Origin of the sequence: Clostridium sp. TF11-13AC (assembly GCF_003481065.1) — a bacterium.
Lineage (GTDB): Bacteria > Bacillota > Clostridia > Lachnospirales > Lachnospiraceae > Otoolea > Otoolea fessa.
This window is the reverse complement of record NZ_QUKJ01000002.1, coordinates 261,969-284,266: the sequence shown is the minus strand read 5'-3', so window position 1 is coordinate 284,266 and position 22,298 is coordinate 261,969. Positions and strand designations below refer to the sequence as shown.

The following is a 22,298-nucleotide window of genomic DNA, read 5'->3' as shown; positions in this document are numbered from 1 at the left end:
CGAACTTTTTAATTGTTAAAAGTTTCAACAGTACGATAACATACTCCGCGGTGTCTGTCAAGCAATATGTGACACCGCATTCTTTTTTATCAGCCCACTTTGAGTCTGAACTTCTGCGCCTCTTTCTCGGAATCGACTTTCTCGATCACCGCGCCAAGTCCCTGCAGCTTCTTCTCAAAATGCTCATAGCCTCTCTGGATATAACCGATCTCATCAACGGTCGTATATCCTTCCGCTGCCAGCCCCGCAATGACCAGGGCAGCGCCTGCGCGCAGATCTGGTGCCTCCACCTGTGCTCCAGTCAGCTTCTTCACGCCGGTAATGATCGCGGTATTGCCCTCAACCTTGATGCGTCCACCCATGCGGGCAAGTTCGTCCACATATTTAAAACGGTTTTCAAAAATACTCTCGGTCACTACACTGGTTCCCTCTGCCAGTGCCAGTGTCACGGTGATCTGCGGCTGCATATCAGTCGGAAATCCCGGATACGGAAGTGTCTTGATATCGGTATGCACATGGCTCGGGCGTCCCACAACACGAACCGCCTCATCAAACTCCGTCACCTCACAGCCCATCTCGATAAGCTTCGCAGAAATTGCTTCCAGATGCTTCGGAATGACATTCTGTACCATCACGTCGCCGCGGGTGATCGCTGCCGCACACATAAATGTACCTGCCTCGATCTGGTCCGGGATGATCGAATATTCGGTTCCATGCAGCTTGTGGACGCCGCGGATGCGGATCACGTCGGTTCCGGCACCCTTGACATTGGCTCCCATGCTGTTTAAGAAGTTCGCCACATCGACGACATGTGGTTCTTTCGCCGGATTCTCGATGATCGTCTCGCCCTCTGCCAGCGTCGCTGCCATCATGATATTGATCGTCGCGCCGACCGACACCATATCCAGATAAATATGGGTACCAACTAAATCAATCGCATGTGCGAGCACCGCGCCATTTTCCACCTGTACCTTCGCACCGAGGGCACGGAAGCCCTTTAAATGCTGGTCGATCGGACGGCTGCCGATGTTGCATCCGCCCGGAAGCGGAACCTGTGCGCTTTTATACTTGCCAAGCAGGGCGCCAATAAAATAGTAGGAAGCCCGGATCCGGCGGATGTACTCGTCATCCACATGGATCGCATGAATCCCCTTCGCATTGATGCGGACAGTGTGCCGGTCAATCCGGTCTACCATCGCGCCAATCTCCGAAACAGCCTCCAGAAACACGTTGATATCACGCACGTCCGGCAGATTTTCTATTAAAACATCCTCGTCAGTCAGAATCGATGCCGCCAAGATTCCCAGCGCCGCATTCTTCGCTCCGCTGATAGTCACTTCGCCTACCAGCGGATTTCCGCCCTTCATAATAAATTGTTCCATTCTGCACCTCAAAATCTATTATCTTACGATACTTACACGCGCCAGACGGCGCCTCAAATCTTTAATATTTTCTTAAATTTATATCATGTTATCTACATGATTATATCATAACATCTCAATTTGTAAAGCACTGGCTTTCCGTTTATTACTGTTCACGCATATGTGCCCAGTAATGGAATTTGCCGTGGCTTCGCATTTTAATACGGCAAATTCCTGCTGCCACCACGTTTTCTTACGGCACTTTCGGTTCCAAAAGTGCCTACCCGTGAACAGTAATTTCCGTTTTTCCCTTAATTGGCAAGGAAACAAATGAAATCATTGCCTCCGTTTCCCTCGAAAAATGCCGCTGCATCGTTGAGTCCCATCTTATCCGTGTAGGCAAATTCCGTGCCCGGATACCAGAGACAGGAGATGTTGTACGCGTCGTATCCACAGATCAGACCATAGCTTCCGTCTCCCAGATATGCCACCACCGGCATGCCCGCGTAGACAAAGTAGAGAATCTGGTTCAGCGTCAGCCCGCGTGCGTCGATTAACTCTGTGCCATCCGAGGAGGTCGCCTTTCCGTCCGCCATATCCGACAGATAGCGGCTGACGGTTCCCGCCATATTCTGGACGTCGCGGATCGTCTTCGCGTCGCTCCGGTTTGCTCTCACCCAGACAACCCGGTCATTTTCATCCGTTACGAGTCCCATGCCATCGTAAGCTGCCTGCACCGCGCTGGAAAATTCCGCATATGAGCCTTTCAAGCGTCCCTCGCTGTAGGCACTGTAAATCCGCTGTGCAGCCGCGCCATTGTTCTGAAGCACAATCACATCATTTTCTTCTGCTGCCACCTGCTTCGGAACATGCACCTTCGTGCTCCGTGCCGTCTTGCCTGCATCCAGCTTGACGCAGTAGAGACGCCCCTTTGCACTGTCATTTAACGTAGCGATTCCATCCAGTGGATCTTTCGACACTTCCTCATTACAGACCAGCGTGTCCTCGTCCATCGGCTGATAGCCGCTTCCTATCTGGCGCATCCGTGACAGATGAACCCGGCTGTCCTGAATCCGCACATCCACCAGGCTGACACCCGGCTTCTCATAGCGGGTCTCCATCTCCATATTGCTGCCGACGATCTCGACCGCATACAGCGGAAGCCCCGTCACGCGTCCATCCATCGTAAGCTGCTCGTTCGGATGGGCAAGCCCGTAGACTAAGTCGGTTCCGACAAATCCGATCAGCCGGATCACGGTCTGATCCGGGAAGGAAATCTCATCCTTCTTGCCTGTCTCCAGATTCATGACATGCAGCTTGGTCGAACGGTAAATATCCGCCCCATCCTGCCACGCAATCCGGGAGGCATCCGTGCTGACTGCAAAATTTTCCTCCGTCAGGCCATCTGCCACCACCATGTACTCTTTTCCCGTCAGATCGACACTGTAAACCGCATGGTTCATCAGCACATACAGCGTCTGCCCGCCGCTTAAGTAGCACAGCTGGTTGATATCCTGGCGCAGGTTGCCGTAATCGGTCGATGCCGGCAGATACAGCCGCTCTGTCAGGGCATTTCCCGCAGTCTCATAGCGGTATAGCGCGATTCCCGTCGTTCCCTCGTGGTTACCGCGGCTCATATAGCCGTACACGGCAAAATCAATCTGGCCTGCCTCGCTCACATCCAGAATCTTGATTCCGTAGGTATCATAATTGACCCTCGTATCATTCTCACTCTTGCGGAACGCAAATACCTTTGTGCTCTCTTTTTTTCCTGTATCATAAATCCAGAGCGCCCGGTTTGCCACAAAGGCACGGTATTTCCCCGCTTCATCCTGCATCGACTGCAGATCCTCCGCATCCGAAACCCCCAGCTGAATCCGGTCACCAGAATAGGCGCTGCTCTCCCCCGTAAAAATCTGGTCCGCGCGGCGGTCATAATTCATCATGTAGATGCGCTGTGCGCCCAGCTTCATCGTGAAGCTCTCGATCACATCGTAATAAGCAGCCGCCTTGCCATCCTTCATCTCACTTACAACATACTTTAAATCGATCGTCCCAATGATGCCCTGCAGCTCCCGCAGATGAATTTCCGGTTCGCTGACCCGCTCCATCGAAAGCCCTTTCCAGGTCAGCTGGCTGAAATCGCTTTTTAACGTCACATGTCCCAACGAACTGTTATCCGCATTCGGATCCGTCTCCAGATAGGTCGTCAGCTCCCTCGCTGAATCATAATCAAACGTCTTTTCAGAAAAGGACACCGCCAGATCGACCATCTCCTGCACACGGCTCTCCTGCTGCCACATCACGCGCGTGTAAAAATAGATCGCCGGGTGCTTTTCCGTCGCGATCGCAATCGTTAAGCGGTATTCGCTTTCCTCCGTCAGAAGGTTCTGGATCGGAAGCTCCGCAGAAACCTCTTCCCCTGACTGTTCCCAGTGGTCAAGCGTTGTCCGTTCTACCAGACGTTCGCCGTCCAGACTGCGGATCTCATACTGCATCCCCGTAATCTGGGAGTCCAGCTTGTCGATCGTCACCGACAGTTTCCGGTCTGCCGGAAGCAGCGTCAGATCCCCGCGTCCAGCCGCTTTCTGGCTGTCCTCCACGAAACCGTCCAGCTCGTTCATCCGCCGCCCCAGAATATTCACATAAGCGACTGGAAGGTTCGCGTCCTCAATCGAAGTATAGACTGCCCCATCCTCCCGCAGCTGCATCCAGGACCAGGTAAAATAACCGGCTGCTGCCAGCACAAATAAGATCAGTAAAATCAGTATCTTTTTCAGGTTTTTCTTCATATATCAAATCAATTCCTTTTATCGCTCCACCATACCAGTTCCGTATCTTCACAGGTACAGGAAAATCTACCCGCCGAACTGTTTCCGTTTTGTCATGCACGCCAAAAACTGCCGCAGGCACCCATCTGTCCCGGCGGCAGCCTTTGTTTCAGTATAACACAAGCAGGCTTCAAATTCCAGAATTTCTATGATTTGTAAGAACTCCGATTGTGTTACTGTTCACACATACGTGCCCAGTAACGGAATTTGCCGTGGCTTCGTATTTAAATACGGCAAATTCCTGCTGCCACCACGTTTTCTTACGGCACTTTCGGTTTCAAAAGTGCTTACCCGTGAACAGTATTTCCAAATCGATAAAATTCGTTGTCACAACTGGATGTTACCGCATTTTAATTCAGAAAATTCACACCTGAAAATTGCCATTTCAGCACTTCCGACACCGTCTTCGCTCCTGCAGCTCATTCATTAATAAAACCTGAAGAAAATCCTGAAGCGGCGCTCCCCACGGATTCCCCGGTCTCCCCGGACGCGGTCCCGGCGGCGGGGGCGGCGGTCCCCACGGATTTCCTGGTCCTCCCGGGCGCGGTCCCGGCGGCGGGGGCGGCGGTCCCCACGGATTTCCCGGTCCTCCCGGGCGCGGTCCCGGCGGCGGGGGCGGCGGTCCCCACGGATTTCCTGGTCCTCCCGGGCGCGGTCCCGGCGGCGGGGGCGGCGGTCCCCACGGATTTCCCGGTCCTCCCGGGCGCGGTCCCGGCGGCGGGGGCGGCGGTCCCCACGGATTTCCTGGTCCTCCCGGGCGCGGTCCCGGCGGCGGGGGCGGCGGTCCCCACGGATTTCCCGGTCCTCCCGGGCGCGGTCCCGGCGGCGGGGGCGGCGGTCCCCACGGATTTCCTGGTCCTCCCGGGCGCGGTCCCGGCGGCGGGGGCGGCGGTCCCCACGGATTTCCCGGTCCTCCCGGGCGCGGTCCCGGCGGCGGGGGCGGCGGTCCCCACGGATTTCCTGGTCCTCCCGGGCGCGGTCCCGGCGGCGGGGGCGGCGGTCCCCACGGATTTCCCGGTCCTCCCGGGCGCGGTCCCGGCGGCGGGGGCGGCGGTCCCCACGGATTTCCCGGTCCTCCCGGGCGCGGTCCCGGCGGCGGAGGCGGCGGTCCCCACGGATTTCCCGGTCCTCCCGGGCGCGGTCCCGGCGGCGGACTCCATGGACGGCGCTCCTGCGCGGTCAGATTCGGCTCATCCGCCTCCCACACCATATATCCAGCGTTTCCGCCCTTCTGTTCGCCCCGAAGTGGTCCATACCATACATCATTTCCAGGAAGATGCGGCTGTATGCTGGTTCCCGCCAGATTCTCTTCTCTTTCTCCACCAGGAGAATCTATTTTCAGGGAATTTTCCACCATCGCCGTTCCTTCTTCTGTGGATACGGTGCCCACGTCCGCCGCCTTTATATAGGTCGTCAGTGTATCCGTCCTTTCCGTTCCAGCCGGATAAACCTTCTGCCATTTTTCCAGTGCCCGTTTTGTCAGTTTTTCCAGAAAGATCCGATCCGGATATTCATCATAGATGGGACTCCCCTCATACTCCAGCTCATCACAGACCGCTTCCACGCAAAGCTGCATCTGCTTACATGCAGCCGGATAAAGACTCTTAAAATATGCAAAATCCTGCATCGGACTGCCATTCCCCCTTAATTCAAGGCTTACATGGTATCCTATGCAGGATTTATGCGTATCATGTTATTCTCACGTACCGTTTTTCACGTTATCCTCTGCACAGCCGAATCAGCTGCACCATTTCGCAGTATCGTTCTCATGATGTTTTATCTTTTCAAATAATTCTGTTTCTTTAAACTGTTCCTCAAATTATCAAAACAGTTTTTCCGGGTACACGCCATCACGGATCAGCGCCCGGATCGACTCCGTCACGCTCTCCTTATCCTCACGGTAGGTCACACCAAACCAGCAGTCGTGCGTCTCCAGAAGTTTCACCCTTGCGCGCCCGTCGTGGATCATCTGATCGATAATCGTCGGAAGCAGGTACTCCGACTTCACGTCGCCCTCTTTCAGCCCCGCAAGAAACTCTGGAAATCCTTTTTCCAGCTCCTCCACAAAGCCCGGTGTGAGTCCCCACATATTCATCGATACATGCTGGTTCTCCTGAACCGAAACCGGATTCCCCTCTTTGTCCGTCGCCGTCATGCCGTCCGCTGTCTTCTGGATATTGTAGGTTTCGGTTACGCGTTTTAAAATCTCTCCCTCGCCCACCTCACAGACGCCGCGTGTCACGCCGCCGTTCTCGCTGAGCGTATTTGCCAGAATAAAGCCGCCCATGCAGATATCATACACCGGTGCGTTCACGTCCATCTGTTCCACCATGTATGTATGAATCTTTCGGAACACTTCTTTTCCATAATAATCATCCGCATTGATCACCAGAAATGGCTCTTCGACCAGTCCGCGAATGCTCAAAATCGCCTGTCCAGTTCCCCACGGTTTTTTCCGGTCTGCCGGGACACTGAATCCCTCCGGTACATCCGAAAGCTCCTGGAATGCGTATGTCACCGGCGCAATCTTCTCAATCCGGTTCCCGATCACTTCTTTGAAGTCCTCCTCCAAATCATGACGGATCACAAAGATAATCCGGTCAAATCCAGCTTCCAGCGCGTCATGGATAGAGTAATCCATAATGATCTCCCCATTCGGACCCACCGGCTCCAGCTGTTTGATCCCTCCGCCAAAACGGCTTCCGATTCCGGCTGCCATAATGACAAGTGCTGTTTTTTTCATCTTCCCTCTCCTCGTCCGTATATTTGCTGCCATCTGAACATTATGTAAACAACAACATTTTTACTGCAATCGTATGTCCAGTATAGCACAGAACCCCTGTGGTTGCAATCATCCACAGGGGTTTCCATTTCCCCAACAAGGTATCATGGTTACCGTTCACGGGTAGGCACTTTGGGAACCGAAAGTGCCGTAAGAAAACGTGGTGGCAGCAGGAATTTGCCGTATTTAAATGCGAAGCCACGGCAAATTCCGTTACTGGGCACGTATGCGTGAACAGTAACTATCATGGAGCACTTAATGGAACAGCGCCGTCACGTTCGCCACTTCCTCCGCTGCCGCCGCACGCGTCAGGGACGATAAATCATAGAAGCAGTAACCGCTCACCTGTCCGGTTGCCCGTCCAGCCTGCACCTCGCGCTTCATGATATCATGATACCGCTGCCACTCCGGCACCTCGTTGCCGTCCACTGCATCTGTTCCGGTCTTATAGAGCGCCAGACCGACATACAGCTTCACATTGCCCTTCTTTTTCAGCGTCACCCACTCATTCAGGCAGTTTGCAAACGCATAGCCCGCTGCCTGGCCGTTCTGCTTCGCCTCAAATCCCCAGTAAATCTGCGGCATCAGGTAATCCACATAGCCGCTCTGGGTCATCCACGCATCCACATCTGTAAACTGGCGGGTATCTTTTCGGAGGTTCTGTAAATATCCCTCCGGGCTGATACCGAACAATGCCTGCGGACGGATCGACTTGACCACACTGTAAACGCCCCTTACCAGCTCATTGACATTATTCCGTCTCCACGCCGCCACACTCAGCGATGTGCCGCCCGCCTGGTACTCCGGATAATCAAACCATGTTTCCGCCTTGCTGTCATCGAGATTCGGATAGAAATAATCATCAAAATGGATGCCGTCCACCTCATAATTCGTCACGATCTCTTTCACACCGTTAATAATCAGCTGGCGCACCTGCGGAATCGCCGGATTGTAATAATACTCACCATTCTGGCACAATACCCACCGGTCATTCGAACTGTCCCCGTCCTTCGCCCACGCGATCGCCGGATTTGACGCACACAGATCCGAATAACGGTTCAGATACCCCGTGATCCGGTACGGATTGATCCACGCATGAAGCTGCAAGCCCCGCTGATGCGCCGCCTGCACCGCATATGCCAGCGGATCATACCCCGGATTCTTTCCCTGTTTTCCAGAGGCAAATTTCGACCACGGGAAATACTGTGACGGATACATCGCATCTCCATCCGGGCGAACCTGTAGGAAAACCGCATTTAACCCCTTCTGTACACAGAGGTCCAGTGTCTGATCCATCGCTTTCTTATATCCAGCCTCATCCTTCGCCCATCCATTCCAGTCCAGATACGAAACCCAGACACCTCTCATCTCTCCACTTCCAGGACTGCCGCCCGATACCGGACCCGCATACGCCTTCGAAACCGGCAGGAACAACATCCCCACCGCCAAAAGAAATGCTGCCACCCAGCCGATCGCCCTCTGTACCTGCTTTGCCATGCAAAATTCCTCCCCTCATTTCCTCCTATTCTACCAAATATTTCCAATAAATACTTTACTTTTTTCTGTCTCTTTTATTTTTCCAATACACAGGGACGAGCCCGCGAGGTCCGTCATTTTCACAACTATGTGCAAAAAGCCTCCCCTGACAGCCCTAAAGCCGCCAGAAGAGGCATTTTCATCATCACGAACAAAGCTCCCGCTTCTCCTTATAATGATGCTTCTCCTCCAGCATCATATCCTTCACCTTCATCAGGCGGATCTGCGTGCTTCTCTCATTTTCATCCAGCTTCATCGTGATATATTTGATATTTTTGCGCGCCTCCGGAATAATTACGTGTTCCAGCGCATTGACTCTCCGGCGCGTTTTCTCGATCTCGGCTGCCATGAGCTGGCAGGCTTTCTCTGTCTCAGACAGCCGCAGCATATCCGGCAGAATGTCCGCCAGCGACTTGACTGCCCCGTCCAGATCGCTCGAAGTAAACGCAAATCCATACGAGTAAATATCGTTCTCATCCGCCGTCCGGGTCTTATAATGGAACACCGGAATATCGACGCTCATTACGTTTTTCTTGTCTGCTTCCAGATAAACCGCCTGTTTCGGCGCGGCAAGCGCGGTATTTAACGCCTGCTCGGACATCCCGGCTTTAGCGATGACGAAATTCACATTCGCACTCCGGATGCCCGACTCCACTTTCTGGCGCAGCGCCATATTTTCCCGGACCAGATCCAGGAACTGGCGCATCAGCTCATCCCGCTTATCCTTCAGCAGTTTATGTCCCCGCGTGGCTGTCGCCAGCTTCTTTTTCAGCCTCGTAAGCTCCATTCGGGTCGGGTTGACCTGTGTCGATGCCATGCGTACCACCTCTCTCCTGCAATCACTTTGTCACGACAGATCCGCCAGCTCCCGCAGCCGCGTTATGACACGCCACTTTCGTTTTCAAGCGCATCCGCCATGCACAGGCATTTTTACTCTTTCCCATAATACAGATCCAGATACTTCTCATCGATACGTTTCAGCTCGCTTCTGGGCAGGATGGAAAGCAGTTTCCAGCCAATCCGCAGCGTCTCCTCGATATCGCGGTCCATATTGTAGCCCTGTGAAACATATTCTTTTTCAAAGGCGTCCGCAAATTTTGCATAGATTAAGTCAACATCGGACAATGCCGCCTCGCCTAGGATCACCATGAGTTCCTTCGCTTCCTTGCCGCGCGCATACGCCGCAAAGAGCTGGTTTAAGGTGTTCGAATGGTCGGCACGCGTCTTGCCCTCGCCGATTCCCTTATCTTTCAGACGGGACAGCGACGGAAGTACGTCAATCGGCGGTGTGATGCCCTTACGGTACAGATCACGGCTTAAGATAATCTGTCCCTCGGTAATATATCCGGTTAAGTCCGGGATCGGGTGCGTCTTGTCATCCTCCGGCATGGTTAAGATCGGAATCATCGTGATCGAACCATTCTTGCCTCTCTGGCGTCCAGCTCTCTCATACAGGGATGCAAGATCCGTGTACATATAACCCGGATAACCACGGCGTCCCGGAACTTCCTTGCGGGCAGCCGAAATCTCTCGCAGCGCATCCGCGTAGTTCGTGATATCCGTCAGGATAACGAGAACGTGCATATTTTTCTCAAATGCCAGATACTCGGCAGCCGTCAGCGCCATACGCGGGGTCGCGATACGCTCAACCGCCGGATCGTTTGCCAGGTTGATAAACAGGACGGTACGGTCGATCGCGCCCGTCTCCTTAAAGCTCTCGGTAAAGAAATGCGCTTCCTCAAAGGTGATACCCATCGCCGCGAAGACAACGGCAAACGGTTCGTCCGTGCCGCGCACCTTCGCCTGTCTCGCAATCTGGGCTGCCAGATTCGCATGCGGCAGACCGGACGCCGAGAAAATCGGCAATTTCTGACCGCGAACCAGTGTATTCAGACCATCGATCGCAGAAACACCCGTCTGGATAAACTCCTGCGGATAGCTTCTCGCCGCCGGGTTCATCGGCAGACCATTGATATCGCGGCGTTCCTCCGGCAGGATCTCCGGACCGCCGTCGATTGGATTGCCCAGACCGTCAAAGACGCGTCCCAGCATATCCTCCGATACGCCAAGTTCCATCGTTCTGCCTAAAAAACGCACCTTACTATTTGAAAGGTTGATACCCGTGGAACTCTCAAAAAGCTGTACCAGCGCATTGCCGCCGTCGATCTCCAGCACCTTGCAGCGTCTCTTTTCGCCGCTCGCCAGCTCGATCTCACCCAACTCGTCATAGGTAACATTTTCCACGCCCTGCACCAGCATCAGAGGACCTGCAACCTCCTGTATGGTTCTATATTCTTTCGGCATTTAGAATGCCCCCTTTCCAGCCGCATCGGCAACCTCTTTCGCAAGTTCATCGAGGACCGCCTGATACTCTTTCTCCACGTCTTCTGCTTTCGTATATTTAAAACGTCCGATCTGCTCGCGCACCGGCATCTTGATGAGATTCTGGATGGAAGCGCCGCCTTCCAGCGCTTTCTTCGACTGCTCATAGAACGCCAGCACCAGCTTCATCATGCGGAACTGTTTCTGCAATGGTGTATACGTGTCAATCTCATGGAAGGAGTTCTGATGCAGGAAATCCTCACGGATCGAGCGCGCCGCTTCCATTTTCAGGCGGTCGATCGGGGACAATGCATCCATGCCGACCATCTTTACGATCTCCTCCAGCTCTGCCTCTTCCTGCAGAAGGCTCATAAGACCCTGGCGGCAGCTCATCCACTCATCCGATACATTCTCATCAAACCATTTTCCCAGATTGTCCACATACAGGGAATAGCTGGTCAGCCAGTTGATCGCCGGGAAATGGCGCTTGTATGCCAGCGCTGAATCGAGTCCCCAGAATACCTTGACGATACGCAGCGTCGCCTGGGAAACCGGCTCGGAAATATCGCCGCCTGGCGGGGATACGGCTCCGATTGCGGACAGGGCGCCCTCGCGTCCGTCCCTGCCAAGGCAGATGACATGACCTGCACGCTCATAGAACTGTGCCAGACGGCTTCCTAAGTAGGCCGGATAACCTTCCTCGCCTGGCATCTCTTCCAGACGGCCCGACATCTCTCGCAGCGCCTCCGCCCATCGGGAGGTGGAATCCGCCATCAGTGCCACCGAATAACCCATGTCGCGGAAATACTCTGCGATCGTAATACCCGTGTAAATTGATGCCTCGCGGGCTGCTACCGGCATATCCGAAGTATTGGCAATCAGCACGGTCCGCTGCATCAGGGAGTGCCCGGTCTTTGGATCCTTTAACTCCGGGAACTCATTTAAAACATCCGTCATCTCGTTGCCGCGCTCACCGCAGCCGATGTAAACAACAATGTCCGCCTCTGCCCATTTCGCTAACTGATGCTGGATGACGGTCTTGCCGCTTCCGAACGGTCCCGGCACAGCTGCCACGCCGCCCTTGGCGATCGGGAAAAATGCGTCAACGACACGCTGTCCGGTGATCAGCGGTTTTATCGGCGGCAGCTTCGTCTGGTACGGACGTCCGCGCCGAACCGGCCATTTCTGCATCATCGTAAGCTCTTTTTCGCCGTTTTCCGTCTCAATGAGCGCTACGGTTTCCTCCACCGTAAATTCACCGCTCTTGATCTCTTTGACCGTACCTTTTACACCATACGGCACCATAATTTTATGCTCAATGATCAGCGTCTCCTGCACGGTACCGATGATGTCGCCTGCTTCCACGCTGTCGCCCGCTTTCACGGTCGGCACAAACTGCCATTTCTTATCACGCTTTAAGGACGGAACCTCAACGCCGCGCTTTAAGTTGTTGCTGCCCGTCTCCTTCATGATATCGTCCAGCGGTCGCTGGATTCCATCGTAGATACTCGTCAGGAGTCCCGGTCCCAGTTCAACCGAAAGCGGCACATCCATCGACTCTACCGGCTCGCCAGGTCCTAAACCGGAAGTCTCCTCATATACCTGAATCGACGCTTCATCTCCGTGAATCTCTATGATCTCGCCAATCAGACGTTCGTCGCTGACGCGGACGACGTCAAACATATTGGCATCCCGCATCCCGCTGGCGATAACCAGCGGTCCTGCTACCTTCTTTATCGTTCCTTTGCTCATTGGAAGGTTTCACCCACCTTTCTATCATGCATCTCCAAACAGAATATCCGATCCAACTGCCTGTTCCACCGAATGCTTGACCGACTCCACGCCTTTTCCCGTATTCCCGGAAATCCCCGGAATCAGGATCACGGACGGAAGCGGCTGTTCCCGGTAGCGGTCGATGGCTGTCTCAATCCCGGCAGCCGCCGCCTCGGTGATATAGATCACCGCGTAGGAACCAGAAGCCAGTTCCAGAAATACTTTCTCCGTCTCATTTACATCGGACACCGGAAATGTCTCCAGTCCCAGCGCCGCAAATCCGTAGATGCTGTCGTAATCTCCGACTACTGCAACCTTATACATACATCTCCCTTATCCTTTCCCGAATCTGTTCCTCCTCAAGACCGTTCAGACGGGCGGTCAGGATGATACGGACCGTTTTGATCTCATTTTCCTTCGCCAGTATATAGGCAACCAGCGGTCCCGCCGTAAACGGGTTGTATTTCTGCGGCTTGATCGTCTCGATCAGCTGATTGTCACACCACCGCTCAAACGCCGACGGCGATTCCTTTAATGCCTGCGCGCCGCCCCCATAGCGGGTTCCTTCCAGATACTCGCAGATCGCGCCGACACCGCCAAGAGCCGCCTGTGACAGGCGCTCGATATTCAAGCTATCGCACGGTGCCATCGCGCGCCGCATAAAATCCAGATGTTTTCCCGTCTTCTGGGAGCGCACCGCTATCTTGATATCCGCCACCGCGACCGTTGTCTCGGCATAATCGCGGATGATCGCGTCGGACGCATTCTTTCCGCACTCATAGATAGCTGCGAGCGCCGACCGGTCAACAATGATATCGCAGAGCTGCCCGTCGCCCGTGTGCAGAAATGTCTCGCTGGCTTCCTTCGCCGCCTCCCGCATATGTGCCGGAAGCGCCTGCCAGTCCTTCTCCGCCACGATCTTCGACATCCGCGCGCCGTCCACCTCGCAGTCGTCAAAATAGACATTGCCGTGGCTGCCCGGCGCCGCTGCATCCTTGATCGCCGCCTTTAAATTGTGGTAGAGATCCCCGTAGGAAAGCACTGCCAGGATCGCGTCGTCGCCCTTCAAAAGGTCGCGGACCGTCTCCCAGGATTTCGCCTTCTCCCGGGTCAGGATCGCCTCCGCGCTGAGCGGTGTATCTGCATCCCCCCAGCCGTGTTCGGTCAGGAAACGCAGCGCCCCCTCGTAGCTTTTTACGGACAGCAGCTGTTCAATCTGTGCGGAGGAAAAAAGCCCATTTTCCAGTGCCCGGATCCGGGCGACCGCGTAGGCATATTTTGTATCAGACATATAAGCCCTCCTTACCTTCTCCCGCCGTTATCCAAACAGCATCGCATGTACCTTGTCCGCCAGCTCATCCCGCTGCGACGCAAACAACGCCCCGGCAGAACAATTTTCCTCGACACCGCCATACACCAGAACAAAGCCCCCGTCGATCTCCCTCGGTTCTTTTTTCAGTACCAGGCTTCCGCCCTTTTCCTGCGCTGCCTTCTCTATCTTTGCCGGAAAATCATCCGGCATCCGCTCTAAATCACGTTTTGAAACATAGATTTCTCCTGCCCGATCCGTCACGAACCGGGAAAGAAGCTGCTCCATCCATGCAAAATACGCCTCATCCGGCTTTGCCAGCAGCTCCTTGTGTGCCGCCGCAAGCATTTCCTCGATGATCGCCTGCTTTTCCGCAAGGATCGCCTGGCGCTTCTTTAGCGCCGCCGAAGAACGAAGCCGTTCCTCATAGCTTTTTTCACGCTGCGCCGCCGATTTCGCCTGCTCTTCCTCCAGCTTTTTTACCTTTTCACCGGCTGCCGCAAGAGTCGTCTCCGCTTCACCGGCTGCTTTTTCCCGAATCGCAAGCGATTCCTGCTTTGCATCGTCAAGGATCTGAGCAATAATCTTATCTAATCCATTCATACGCTTCACTCCTTAACTGATTTTGATTCTTTCCGCCGTGCCAGATTACAGTGCATTGATTGCCAGAATCGAAACCAGAAGTGCCAGAATCGCATAGGTCTCAACCATCGCCGGGAACAGCATCGCTTTACCAAACTGTTCCGGTTTCTTCGCTACGATACCGATGGAAGCAACCGACGTTCTTCCCTGATGTCTCGCCGATACCAGACCAACCACGCCGATCGGAAGGCATGCTGCCAGATATAAGAGTCCCTGGGAGATCGACATGCTCATGTCAGCGCCGCCGCCAAGAAGACCAATCTTAGAAAGAGCGATGAAACCAACCAGCAGACCGTAGATACCCTGGGTACCCGGAAGCAGCTGGAGCAGAAGCACCTTCGCGAATTTATCCGGATCCTCGGTTACGACTCCGGCTGCTGCCTGACCTGCCACGCCTACGCCGTAGGCTGAACCCATACCTGCAAGAATAACCGCCACTGCAACTCCCAACAATGCAAATACAATTCCGCTCATATTTAATCCTCCTTGATTTCCACGTATTTTGTTATCTGCTTAAACGGACGGAACGCCTTTCCGCCACCCTCATAGAACTTTCCGAAAAACTCGACGTACTGCAGACGGCAGGTATGCACATACGCGCCGAGCAGGTTGATCGCCAGGTTAAACAGGTGTCCGAAGCAAAATACCAGTATAAATACAATCACGCCAAATACATTATTTCCAACCATACTTCCCATCTGGTTGATAACCGATGCGATAACGCCGGTTGCCAGTCCGAGCGCCAGAAGGCGCGAGTAGGAAAGCACATCCGACACCCATCCGGTAATATTGTACAAATCATATGCGCCAAGCGCCAGCCGCAGGATCGGATTCTTCTTGTCGCGCGCCGACATCACCAGAATTCCCAGCGCGCCCACGATCGCCATTCCCTTTGCCAGCGAATTAAGCACCGGCGGGAATACGATATTCATCTGCGCGATGGAACCAAACAGTTCCGTCGGAAGCAGCATCAGGATCAGCCCCAGAAGCAGGAGGTACCAGAGTACCACGTCGCAGATAAAATCCACAACCTTGCCATCCTTTAAGAGCATATATCCTTTCAGTCCCAGCCCCAGGAATAAGTGAATCACGCCAAATAACATCGAATAAACCAAAAGCTTCATCGGGTCATTTAGCGGGACAAACCAGAGCGCCGGTATCGTCACCGTATGTCCAAAATATGTCCGGCTCACGATGTCCACCGCATCTCCGAAATAACCGCCGAACATGACGCCCCAGAACAGGGTCGAAAGTCCGCAGTACATAAAGAGCCGCAGTGATTTCCGCAGGTTTTCTTCCATCCTTGGGAATTTCTTAAGTGCCAGGAAGCACATCAAAAATACAATAAATCCGTATGCCGCATCTGAAAGCATCAGACCAAACAAAAATACATAGCACGCTGCCATGATGCCGGTCGGGTCCATCTCCCCCTTCGCCGGTAAGCCAAAGGACGCGGTCACGCCCTCCGCCGACGCCGCGAAGGTTCCGTTGGAGAGAAGCACCGGTGCTTCCTCATCCTCCGGCACATCCGAACTTTCCACTGCAAGTTCAAACCGGCTATTCAGCTTCTCCTCCAGTCCTTTCGCATCGCGCTTCGGGATAAATCCCGTGATCATACACGTTTTTTCCGACTGTAAGATCTCGCCGAGCGCCTCATACTTCTGTGCCCGCAGGCGGTAATAGTCGGATAACAATTTCAAATCTTCCCTCGCCGGAGCGCACTGTTTCAGTTCTTCTTCCGTCGCTGCCGCGCGTCCCTCATGCTCTGCCGCCTGCGCTTTGAGTTTCTTAGCGTAAGCTGCCGGAACTTCCTCCACCGGACGCGCCGGACGGGCAAATCCAATCGACCGGAGTGCTGTCTCCAGCTTCTCCTCGTCCTCTTTCAGGCAAATTACCGCAATGCAGGTCTGGTCGGCATCGCTTCCGACAACCTCCAGCTCCCATTTTTCAAGCTGCGGCTCCTGTTTTGCCACCGAAGCGTAAATTTCTTCCTGCGTATAAGCGCCTCCGCCGACCGCGCCAGCTAAGATAGCACACCGTTTCGTCTCCTGATACGCAAGTGGAATCTCCAGCTTCTGCCACGGTCTCAGGCTTTCCGCCTCCGCCAGCAGTCTAAGCGCCGCAGTCTTTTCCTCCGTGATCTGCTTTTGCAGGTTCAAAATGCGTTCCGCCTGACCTAAAAGCGCCTCTGCGTTCGCCTCCGTCTCCCGGTACGCGCCTGCCTTTGCAAGCGGCTTTCCGGCAAGCCCAGCAAGCATCGATGTTTCCTCCGGAACCACCGCGGCAAGCACTTCCAATGCGCGATCCGCCGTCGCCGCATTCCGCTCAAACTTCTGCCGATCCTCCAGCGTGTCCGTCCGCTTAAATACCTCGTCCGGCTCCGCCTCCGCAGAGAGCTCCAGCACTCCGGCAGCCTGCAGAAACTCCATCAGGGACTTACGGTCCTTCTTCAGGGCACAGATACATAGCTTTTGCATCTGCAATACTGCCATATCTACATCCCTCCATTCACTAGACCAGTTCCGCTATGAGCCGGTCAACCACCTCCGGTTTCCGTCTGTCCGCCGTCTCTCTGAGCGTCTGACACTCCGCCTCGGCTTCTGCCAGTGCCTGTTTTACGTACTCCTTCCCTCTGAGAGTCAGTTCTTCTTCCTGCTTCACAGCTGCTTCTTTCCCCCTTTTCTGTGCATCTGCGAGCATTCGATCCGCTTCTGCCTCCGCCTCCGCCTTAACGCGGCGTGCATCCTCCGAAGCCTGCGCGACCAGTTCCGATGCCTTCGCCTCTGCGTCCTCGACCGCCTGGATCGTCTCCTTGATCATTGAACCACCACCTTTTCCCCTAATTTTTTTTCAACAATAATGCAATATCCTTATTATGTTTCACATCCTCCCATTCCATACAATTCGCTGATTCGAAGCATCAAAAGCACATGGAAAATAAATAAGTTTTCTCGCATTTGTATACTATTATAACTTTTTCAATCAGTTTTGTCTATTAAATGTTTTAATTTTGAAAAGATTATACATACATCTTAATTTATGAAAAAAAATTTCGGTTCTCATGAAAAACAGTGTTTGTTTCCACAAAAAAAGCTGCCAGACAATTGTTGCTCTTCCACAAACCACTGTCTGGCAGTCCCCTATTATATATTTATTTTTATGCGAGCCACCCGATCGAATTAAGGAAATAGACCCACAAAAAGATCGTCACAACCGAGGCGACCGTGCTCAACACGACAAACTGTCCCGCCAGCTCGCCGTCGCCGCCCATGTTCTGCGCCATCGCATAGGACGCCGTCGCAACCGGAGTCGCGTACATTTCAAAGTAAACAAAACGTTCCACACCGGAAAAGCCGAGCAGCGTCGCAACCGCCAGAATCACTGCCGGCAGGATCACCATCTTGAAGGTCATCGACGGAACCACATATTTCAGATTGCCGCCGATCGCATTGAAATGCAGCGTTCCGCCCAGTACGAACAGTGCCAGCGGCGTTGTCAGATTGGCAAACTGCTTGATCGGTCCTTCCACGGAAACCGGAAGTTTAATTCCTAATATATGGAAGATAAAGCCCAGGAGCGCGCCGCGGATCATCGGATTTTTCAGGATATTCTTAATCAAAACAGAAACCGGGACCTTGCCGCCCCGGAACAATTCCAGAATCACGACCGCCGTTATGTTGTAGACCGGAATCACGATCGCCACCATCATCGTCGCCAGCAGTGTTCCCTCCTCACCGAACACGCTGGTTGCCAGCGGAATGCCGAACAGGACAAAATTGCTGCGGTAAATCGCCTGGATGATAACGCCGCGCCGCTCATTTTCCTTTACCAGACGCGGAACCACAGCAAGCAGAACCGCCTGCAAAAGCAGCACGCTGATAATGGCGACTGCCACCAGACGCAGATTTAATGTCATTCCCTCCGGAATGGAATACAGGTTGTTAAACATCAGAATCGGAAAGAATGCCTGAAAGATCACCTTATTCAGGCGCTTCATAAAATCCTCATCCGCCAGCCCCGACATCCTGACTCCATATCCAAATGCGATATAGAGCAGAAACGGAAGGACTGTATTAAGTGCAAATAAAAAATTTTCCATATAATTCCTGCCACTTTCTTCTTAATTGCTTTGTTCTGGACGCGGTTTCTATCCAGTCAGGCCGCACCCCTTTAATCACCAGATTTATTATATACCCCATCCAAGAAATCGACAAGAAAAATTCAAGCGTGCCAGCCTCATAAACAGTTCCGAAAAAGTTTCGAATTATGTAATACTCGTTTAGATTTATTTTAGATATTGGTCAAAATATGGACACAATTATCCAGTATTATAATGGCATAACATCAATGAGGCAGATGACACTACAAGATGCGCGCAATCGTTATCTGGCTCGACTAACAACAATTTCCTTTATATAGATATTTCTTCGCAGTCTTTTATCCCCCTTCGGCTGTGAAGAACCCCCACCTTGGGTACAAAAAAGAGACGGTTTGACGCCGTCTCTTTTTATGTACTCTGCAAACTACCAGGAAAGCACCTCATGGCCATCCTCGGTTACCAGCACCTGAATCTCCCACTGGGCGGATGCTTTTCCATCCTTCGTGTATACACTCCAGTCGTCATCGCCGTCCACGAATACTTCCTCGGTTCCCTCATTGATCATCGGCTCGATCGTGAACATCATGCCCGGTGCAAACATCATGCCGGTGCCTCTCTGGCCAATATATCCAACCCACGGATCCTCATGGAACTCGATGCCGACGCCGTGACCGCCAATCTCACGAACCACAGAATAGCCATTTTCTTCCGCATGCTTCTGGACCGCTTCCGCCATATCGCCCATGAAGCCCCACGGTTTTACCTGCTCCAGACCTAATTCCACACACTCTTTGACAACATCCACCAGTTTTTTATGTTCCGGGCTGACATTTCCGATGCAGAACATACGGGAAGAATCCGCATAATAGCCGTGATAAATGGTCGAAACATCCACGTTGATAATATCGCCATCCTTTAATACGACATCCGCTGACGGAATGCCATGGCAGACCTGGTCATTGATGGATGTGCACACGCTCTTCGGGAATCCTTCATAGCCAAGCGGCGCCGGAATTCCGCCCATGCGGGTCGTCTCATTGTATACCCACTGATCGATCTCCTCAGTTGTGACGCCAGCTTTGATATGCTCAGCCACATAGTCCAGAACTGCCACATTGATCTTGCAGCTCTCGCGGATCCCCTCGATCTGCTCCGGGGTCTTGATCATGTCGTGATCCGGGATCTGATATCCGGCGTCCGCCGCCTCCATCAGCTTCTCGTCAAACACCTCATGGCAATGTTTGTACTTCTTTCCGCTTCCACACCAGCACAGATCATTTCTTCCTAATTTTTTCATCTTACTTTCATTCCTTTCGTCCTGCACTCCGGCAGCCCGTTTGTCACTTTCTAACAGGCGGGTCAGCCTGCTTCCCTCATTCGGGAGACTGTTTGGAGTTTAACACACCGACGCTGAAAATGCAATGAAATCGCCCTTATCCAGCCAGATTCTCAATAATTGTGTTACTGTTTTTATCCCAAATTTTCACGATTTTTTCAACTTTTTAACAGTCTTCCTCTCTATTTTTCAGAAGAAACATTGTATAATAGAAGCATCCATATGAATTTTTTGAAAGGAGACTTTCTTTATTTAAATGAAACATTCAAATAAACCTTCTGTTTCTGGAACTTCCAATGAAACTTTCCTGAAAACAGAATCAGCCAGCAGCCTTCAAGGTTCAGCCGAACCAAACTCTCCGGATACCAGCATTTCCAATAGCAGCGAAACATATCCACACAAAATTGACGCCTTAAAAAATTGGTTCCGAACCCGCCCGATCGTTGAAAAATTCTGTGCGCTTCCGACATACATACAGAGCTGGGGACTTACCCTGTTTTTCATGGGTACCGCCACGATCATCGCGTTCTGCTTTTTTCATGCGCTCAAAAATCCGACTGCCAACATCGCGCTAACATACATTCTGGCGGTCTTTTTGGTAGCGCGTTTTACGGACGGATACAGCTTCGGTCTGTTCTCCTCCTTTGTCGGCGTTGTCTGCGTCAATTTTCTGTTCACGTATCCGTATTTCGCGCTGGATTTCACGATGGCCGGCTATCCGATTACCTTCGTGGCAATGTTTTCAATTTCCAGCATTACAAGCGCCATCACAAGCAACATGAAAACACAGGCGCGCGTGCTGGCAGAACGTGAAAAGATGCTGATGGAAGCGGAAAAGGAAAAGATGCGGGCGAACCTGCTGCGGGCAATCTCCCATGACCTCCGCACCCCGCTTACCAGCATCATCGGTTCCAGTACCGTATATCTGGAAAATGGCAGCAGCCTCCCGGAGGTTGAGAAAAATGCGCTGGTGCGCCATATTCTTGAGGATTCCAACTGGCTCTTAAACATGGTTGAAAACCTGCTCTCCGTCACGCGTATCAACAATGAGACGGCAAAGGTAACTAAGACCTCGGAACCGGTCGAGGAAGTTCTCTCCGAGGCGATGATCCGCTTAAAAAAGAGACTTCCAGACGCCAATATCCATGTGCGCGTGCCGGAGGAATTCCTGATGGTCCCGATGGACGCAGTTCTCATCGAACAGGTTCTCATCAACCTGCTGGAAAATTCCGTTGTCCACGCGGAAAGCACCGAACCGATCGAGTGCTATGTGGAATCGCTTTCCGACTATGCGATTTTTCATGTGCGTGATTACGGCGTCGGCATCCCGCCGGAGAAGCTGGCAACCATCTTTGACGGCTCTTCTTCCACGACCAGCACTTCGCCGGATGGACGAAAAGGCATGGGAATCGGGCTTTCCATCTGTAAAACAATCATTCTCGCCCACGGCGGCGAAATCAGGGCAATCAACCACACACGCGGTGCCGAATTTTACTTTACTCTTCCAAAGGAGGACAAATAACATGACACATAAACTTTCTATTTTATTAGTAGAAGATGAAAAAAACATCTGCGACTTCATCTCCGCCTCCCTGTCCGCACAGGATTACCGCATTTCCACCGCACACACGGGAAAAGAAGCACTTCCGATCATCACGTCCCAGTGCCCGGATCTGATTCTCCTCGACCTGGGGCTTCCGGACATGGACGGCATGGAGATCATCCGCCAGGTCCGCACCTGGTCCAGCATCCCGATCATCGTCCTCTCCGCCCGCACGCAGGAACAGGAAAAGGTACGTGCGCTCGACCTTGGCGCGGATGATTATCTGACCAAGCCGATCGGCACCTCCGAGCTTCTCGCGCGCATCCGGACTGCCCTGCGCCACAGCAACCGCTTAAACACAGCTTCTCCGCTTTATAAGCGCCCATTCCATGCAAAGGGACTGACGATCGATTTTGAAAAACATCTGGTATCGGTTGATGGAAGGGATGTCCATCTGACGCAGATCGAGTTTAAGATTATCTCCCTGCTGGCACAGAATTCCGGCAGAGTCATGACGTATGATACGATTATTTCGAATATCTGGGGGCCGTATGCGGACGATGATAACAGTATTCTGCGCGTGAATATGGCACATATTCGAAGGAAACTGGAGCAGAATCCAGCGGAACCGCAGTATGTGTTTACGGAGATCGGGATTGGGTATCGGATGATTGAGGATGAGATGCAGTAATAGATAGATTGATTGATTGTCGTGATGCGGAAAGAGGCGTCCGGGAATCTGCACCGCCTGCGTCTCCAATTAT

Annotated in this window: 18 protein-coding genes; 2 read left to right on the top strand and 16 right to left on the bottom strand. The window is 53.0% G+C overall.

Annotation, left to right across the window (positions count from 1 at the left end; all coding sequences use genetic code 11):
• Positions 1-89: 89 nt before the first annotated feature.
• The 16 genes from DXD12_RS05510 to DXD12_RS05435 all read right to left on the bottom strand — a co-directional run bounded on the left by DXD12_RS05510 (position 90) and on the right by DXD12_RS05435 (position 19,952).
• On the bottom strand, positions 90-1,382 hold the full coding sequence (locus tag DXD12_RS05510; protein WP_022359474.1) for a UDP-N-acetylglucosamine 1-carboxyvinyltransferase: 1,293 nt from the start codon (positions 1,380-1,382) through the stop codon (positions 90-92).
• A gap of 290 nt (positions 1,383-1,672) precedes the next feature.
• Positions 1,673-4,153 (bottom strand): hypothetical protein, encoded by a 2,481-nt coding sequence (locus DXD12_RS05505; RefSeq protein WP_118637758.1) that lies wholly within the window; start codon positions 4,151-4,153, stop codon positions 1,673-1,675.
• 424 nt (positions 4,154-4,577) lie between these two features.
• Complete coding sequence (locus DXD12_RS05500) at positions 4,578-5,819, bottom strand: hypothetical protein (protein WP_118637756.1); 1,242 nt, start codon at positions 5,817-5,819, stop codon at positions 4,578-4,580.
• Between the two features lie 195 nt (positions 5,820-6,014).
• Positions 6,015-6,935: an NTP transferase domain-containing protein gene (locus tag DXD12_RS05495; RefSeq protein WP_118637754.1), complete on the bottom strand. Its 921-nt coding sequence runs from the start codon at positions 6,933-6,935 to the stop codon at positions 6,015-6,017.
• Between the two features lie 294 nt (positions 6,936-7,229).
• Positions 7,230-8,471, bottom strand: a complete 1,242-nt coding sequence (locus DXD12_RS05490) for a family 10 glycosylhydrolase (RefSeq protein ID WP_118637752.1) — start codon at positions 8,469-8,471, stop codon at positions 7,230-7,232.
• 184 nt (positions 8,472-8,655) lie between these two features.
• Positions 8,656-9,327, bottom strand: a complete 672-nt coding sequence (locus DXD12_RS05485) for a V-type ATP synthase subunit D (RefSeq protein WP_118637750.1) — start codon at positions 9,325-9,327, stop codon at positions 8,656-8,658.
• A 113-nt stretch (positions 9,328-9,440) separates the two neighbouring features.
• Entirely contained in the window at positions 9,441-10,814 is a 1,374-nt protein-coding gene (locus DXD12_RS05480; protein WP_118637748.1) for a V-type ATP synthase subunit B, read from the bottom strand.
• Entirely contained in the window at positions 10,815-12,584 is a 1,770-nt protein-coding gene (locus tag DXD12_RS05475; protein WP_118493575.1) for a V-type ATP synthase subunit A, read from the bottom strand.
• A gap of 24 nt (positions 12,585-12,608) precedes the next feature.
• The gene (locus DXD12_RS05470) at positions 12,609-12,929 is read right to left on the bottom strand and encodes a V-type ATP synthase subunit F (protein WP_107000826.1); all 321 of its coding nucleotides are present in this window, start codon (positions 12,927-12,929) and stop codon (positions 12,609-12,611) included.
• A complete protein-coding gene (locus DXD12_RS05465; protein ID WP_107000827.1) occupies positions 12,922-13,896 on the bottom strand; it encodes a V-type ATPase subunit in 975 nt (324 codons plus the stop codon). The genes DXD12_RS05470 and DXD12_RS05465 overlap by 8 nt, the downstream gene beginning before the upstream one ends.
• A gap of 27 nt (positions 13,897-13,923) precedes the next feature.
• Entirely contained in the window at positions 13,924-14,517 is a 594-nt protein-coding gene (locus DXD12_RS05460; RefSeq protein WP_118493578.1) for a V-type ATP synthase subunit E, read from the bottom strand.
• 45 nt (positions 14,518-14,562) lie between these two features.
• The gene (locus tag DXD12_RS05455; RefSeq protein ID WP_022358667.1) at positions 14,563-15,030 is read right to left on the bottom strand and encodes a V-type ATP synthase subunit K; all 468 of its coding nucleotides are present in this window, start codon (positions 15,028-15,030) and stop codon (positions 14,563-14,565) included.
• A gap of 2 nt (positions 15,031-15,032) precedes the next feature.
• A complete protein-coding gene (locus DXD12_RS05450) occupies positions 15,033-17,048 on the bottom strand; it encodes a V-type ATP synthase subunit I (RefSeq protein WP_118637746.1) in 2,016 nt (671 codons plus the stop codon).
• Positions 17,049-17,067: 19 nt separating this feature from the next.
• The gene (locus DXD12_RS05445) at positions 17,068-17,376 is read right to left on the bottom strand and encodes a hypothetical protein (RefSeq protein WP_118628411.1); all 309 of its coding nucleotides are present in this window, start codon (positions 17,374-17,376) and stop codon (positions 17,068-17,070) included.
• Between the two features lie 337 nt (positions 17,377-17,713).
• Entirely contained in the window at positions 17,714-18,655 is a 942-nt protein-coding gene (locus DXD12_RS05440; RefSeq protein WP_117796527.1) for an AEC family transporter, read from the bottom strand.
• Positions 18,656-19,079: 424 nt separating this feature from the next.
• Positions 19,080-19,952 (bottom strand): methionyl aminopeptidase, encoded by an 873-nt coding sequence (locus DXD12_RS05435; protein ID WP_118637744.1) that lies wholly within the window; start codon positions 19,950-19,952, stop codon positions 19,080-19,082.
• Between the two features lie 295 nt (positions 19,953-20,247).
• Between DXD12_RS05435 and DXD12_RS05430 the strand changes: the two genes are divergently transcribed.
• On the top strand, positions 20,248-21,513 hold the full coding sequence (locus DXD12_RS05430) for a DUF4118 domain-containing protein (protein WP_118637742.1): 1,266 nt from the start codon (positions 20,248-20,250) through the stop codon (positions 21,511-21,513).
• Between the two features lies 1 nt (position 21,514).
• Positions 21,515-22,225: a response regulator transcription factor gene (locus DXD12_RS05425; RefSeq protein WP_107000834.1), complete on the top strand. Its 711-nt coding sequence runs from the start codon at positions 21,515-21,517 to the stop codon at positions 22,223-22,225.
• Positions 22,226-22,298 lie beyond the last annotated feature (73 nt).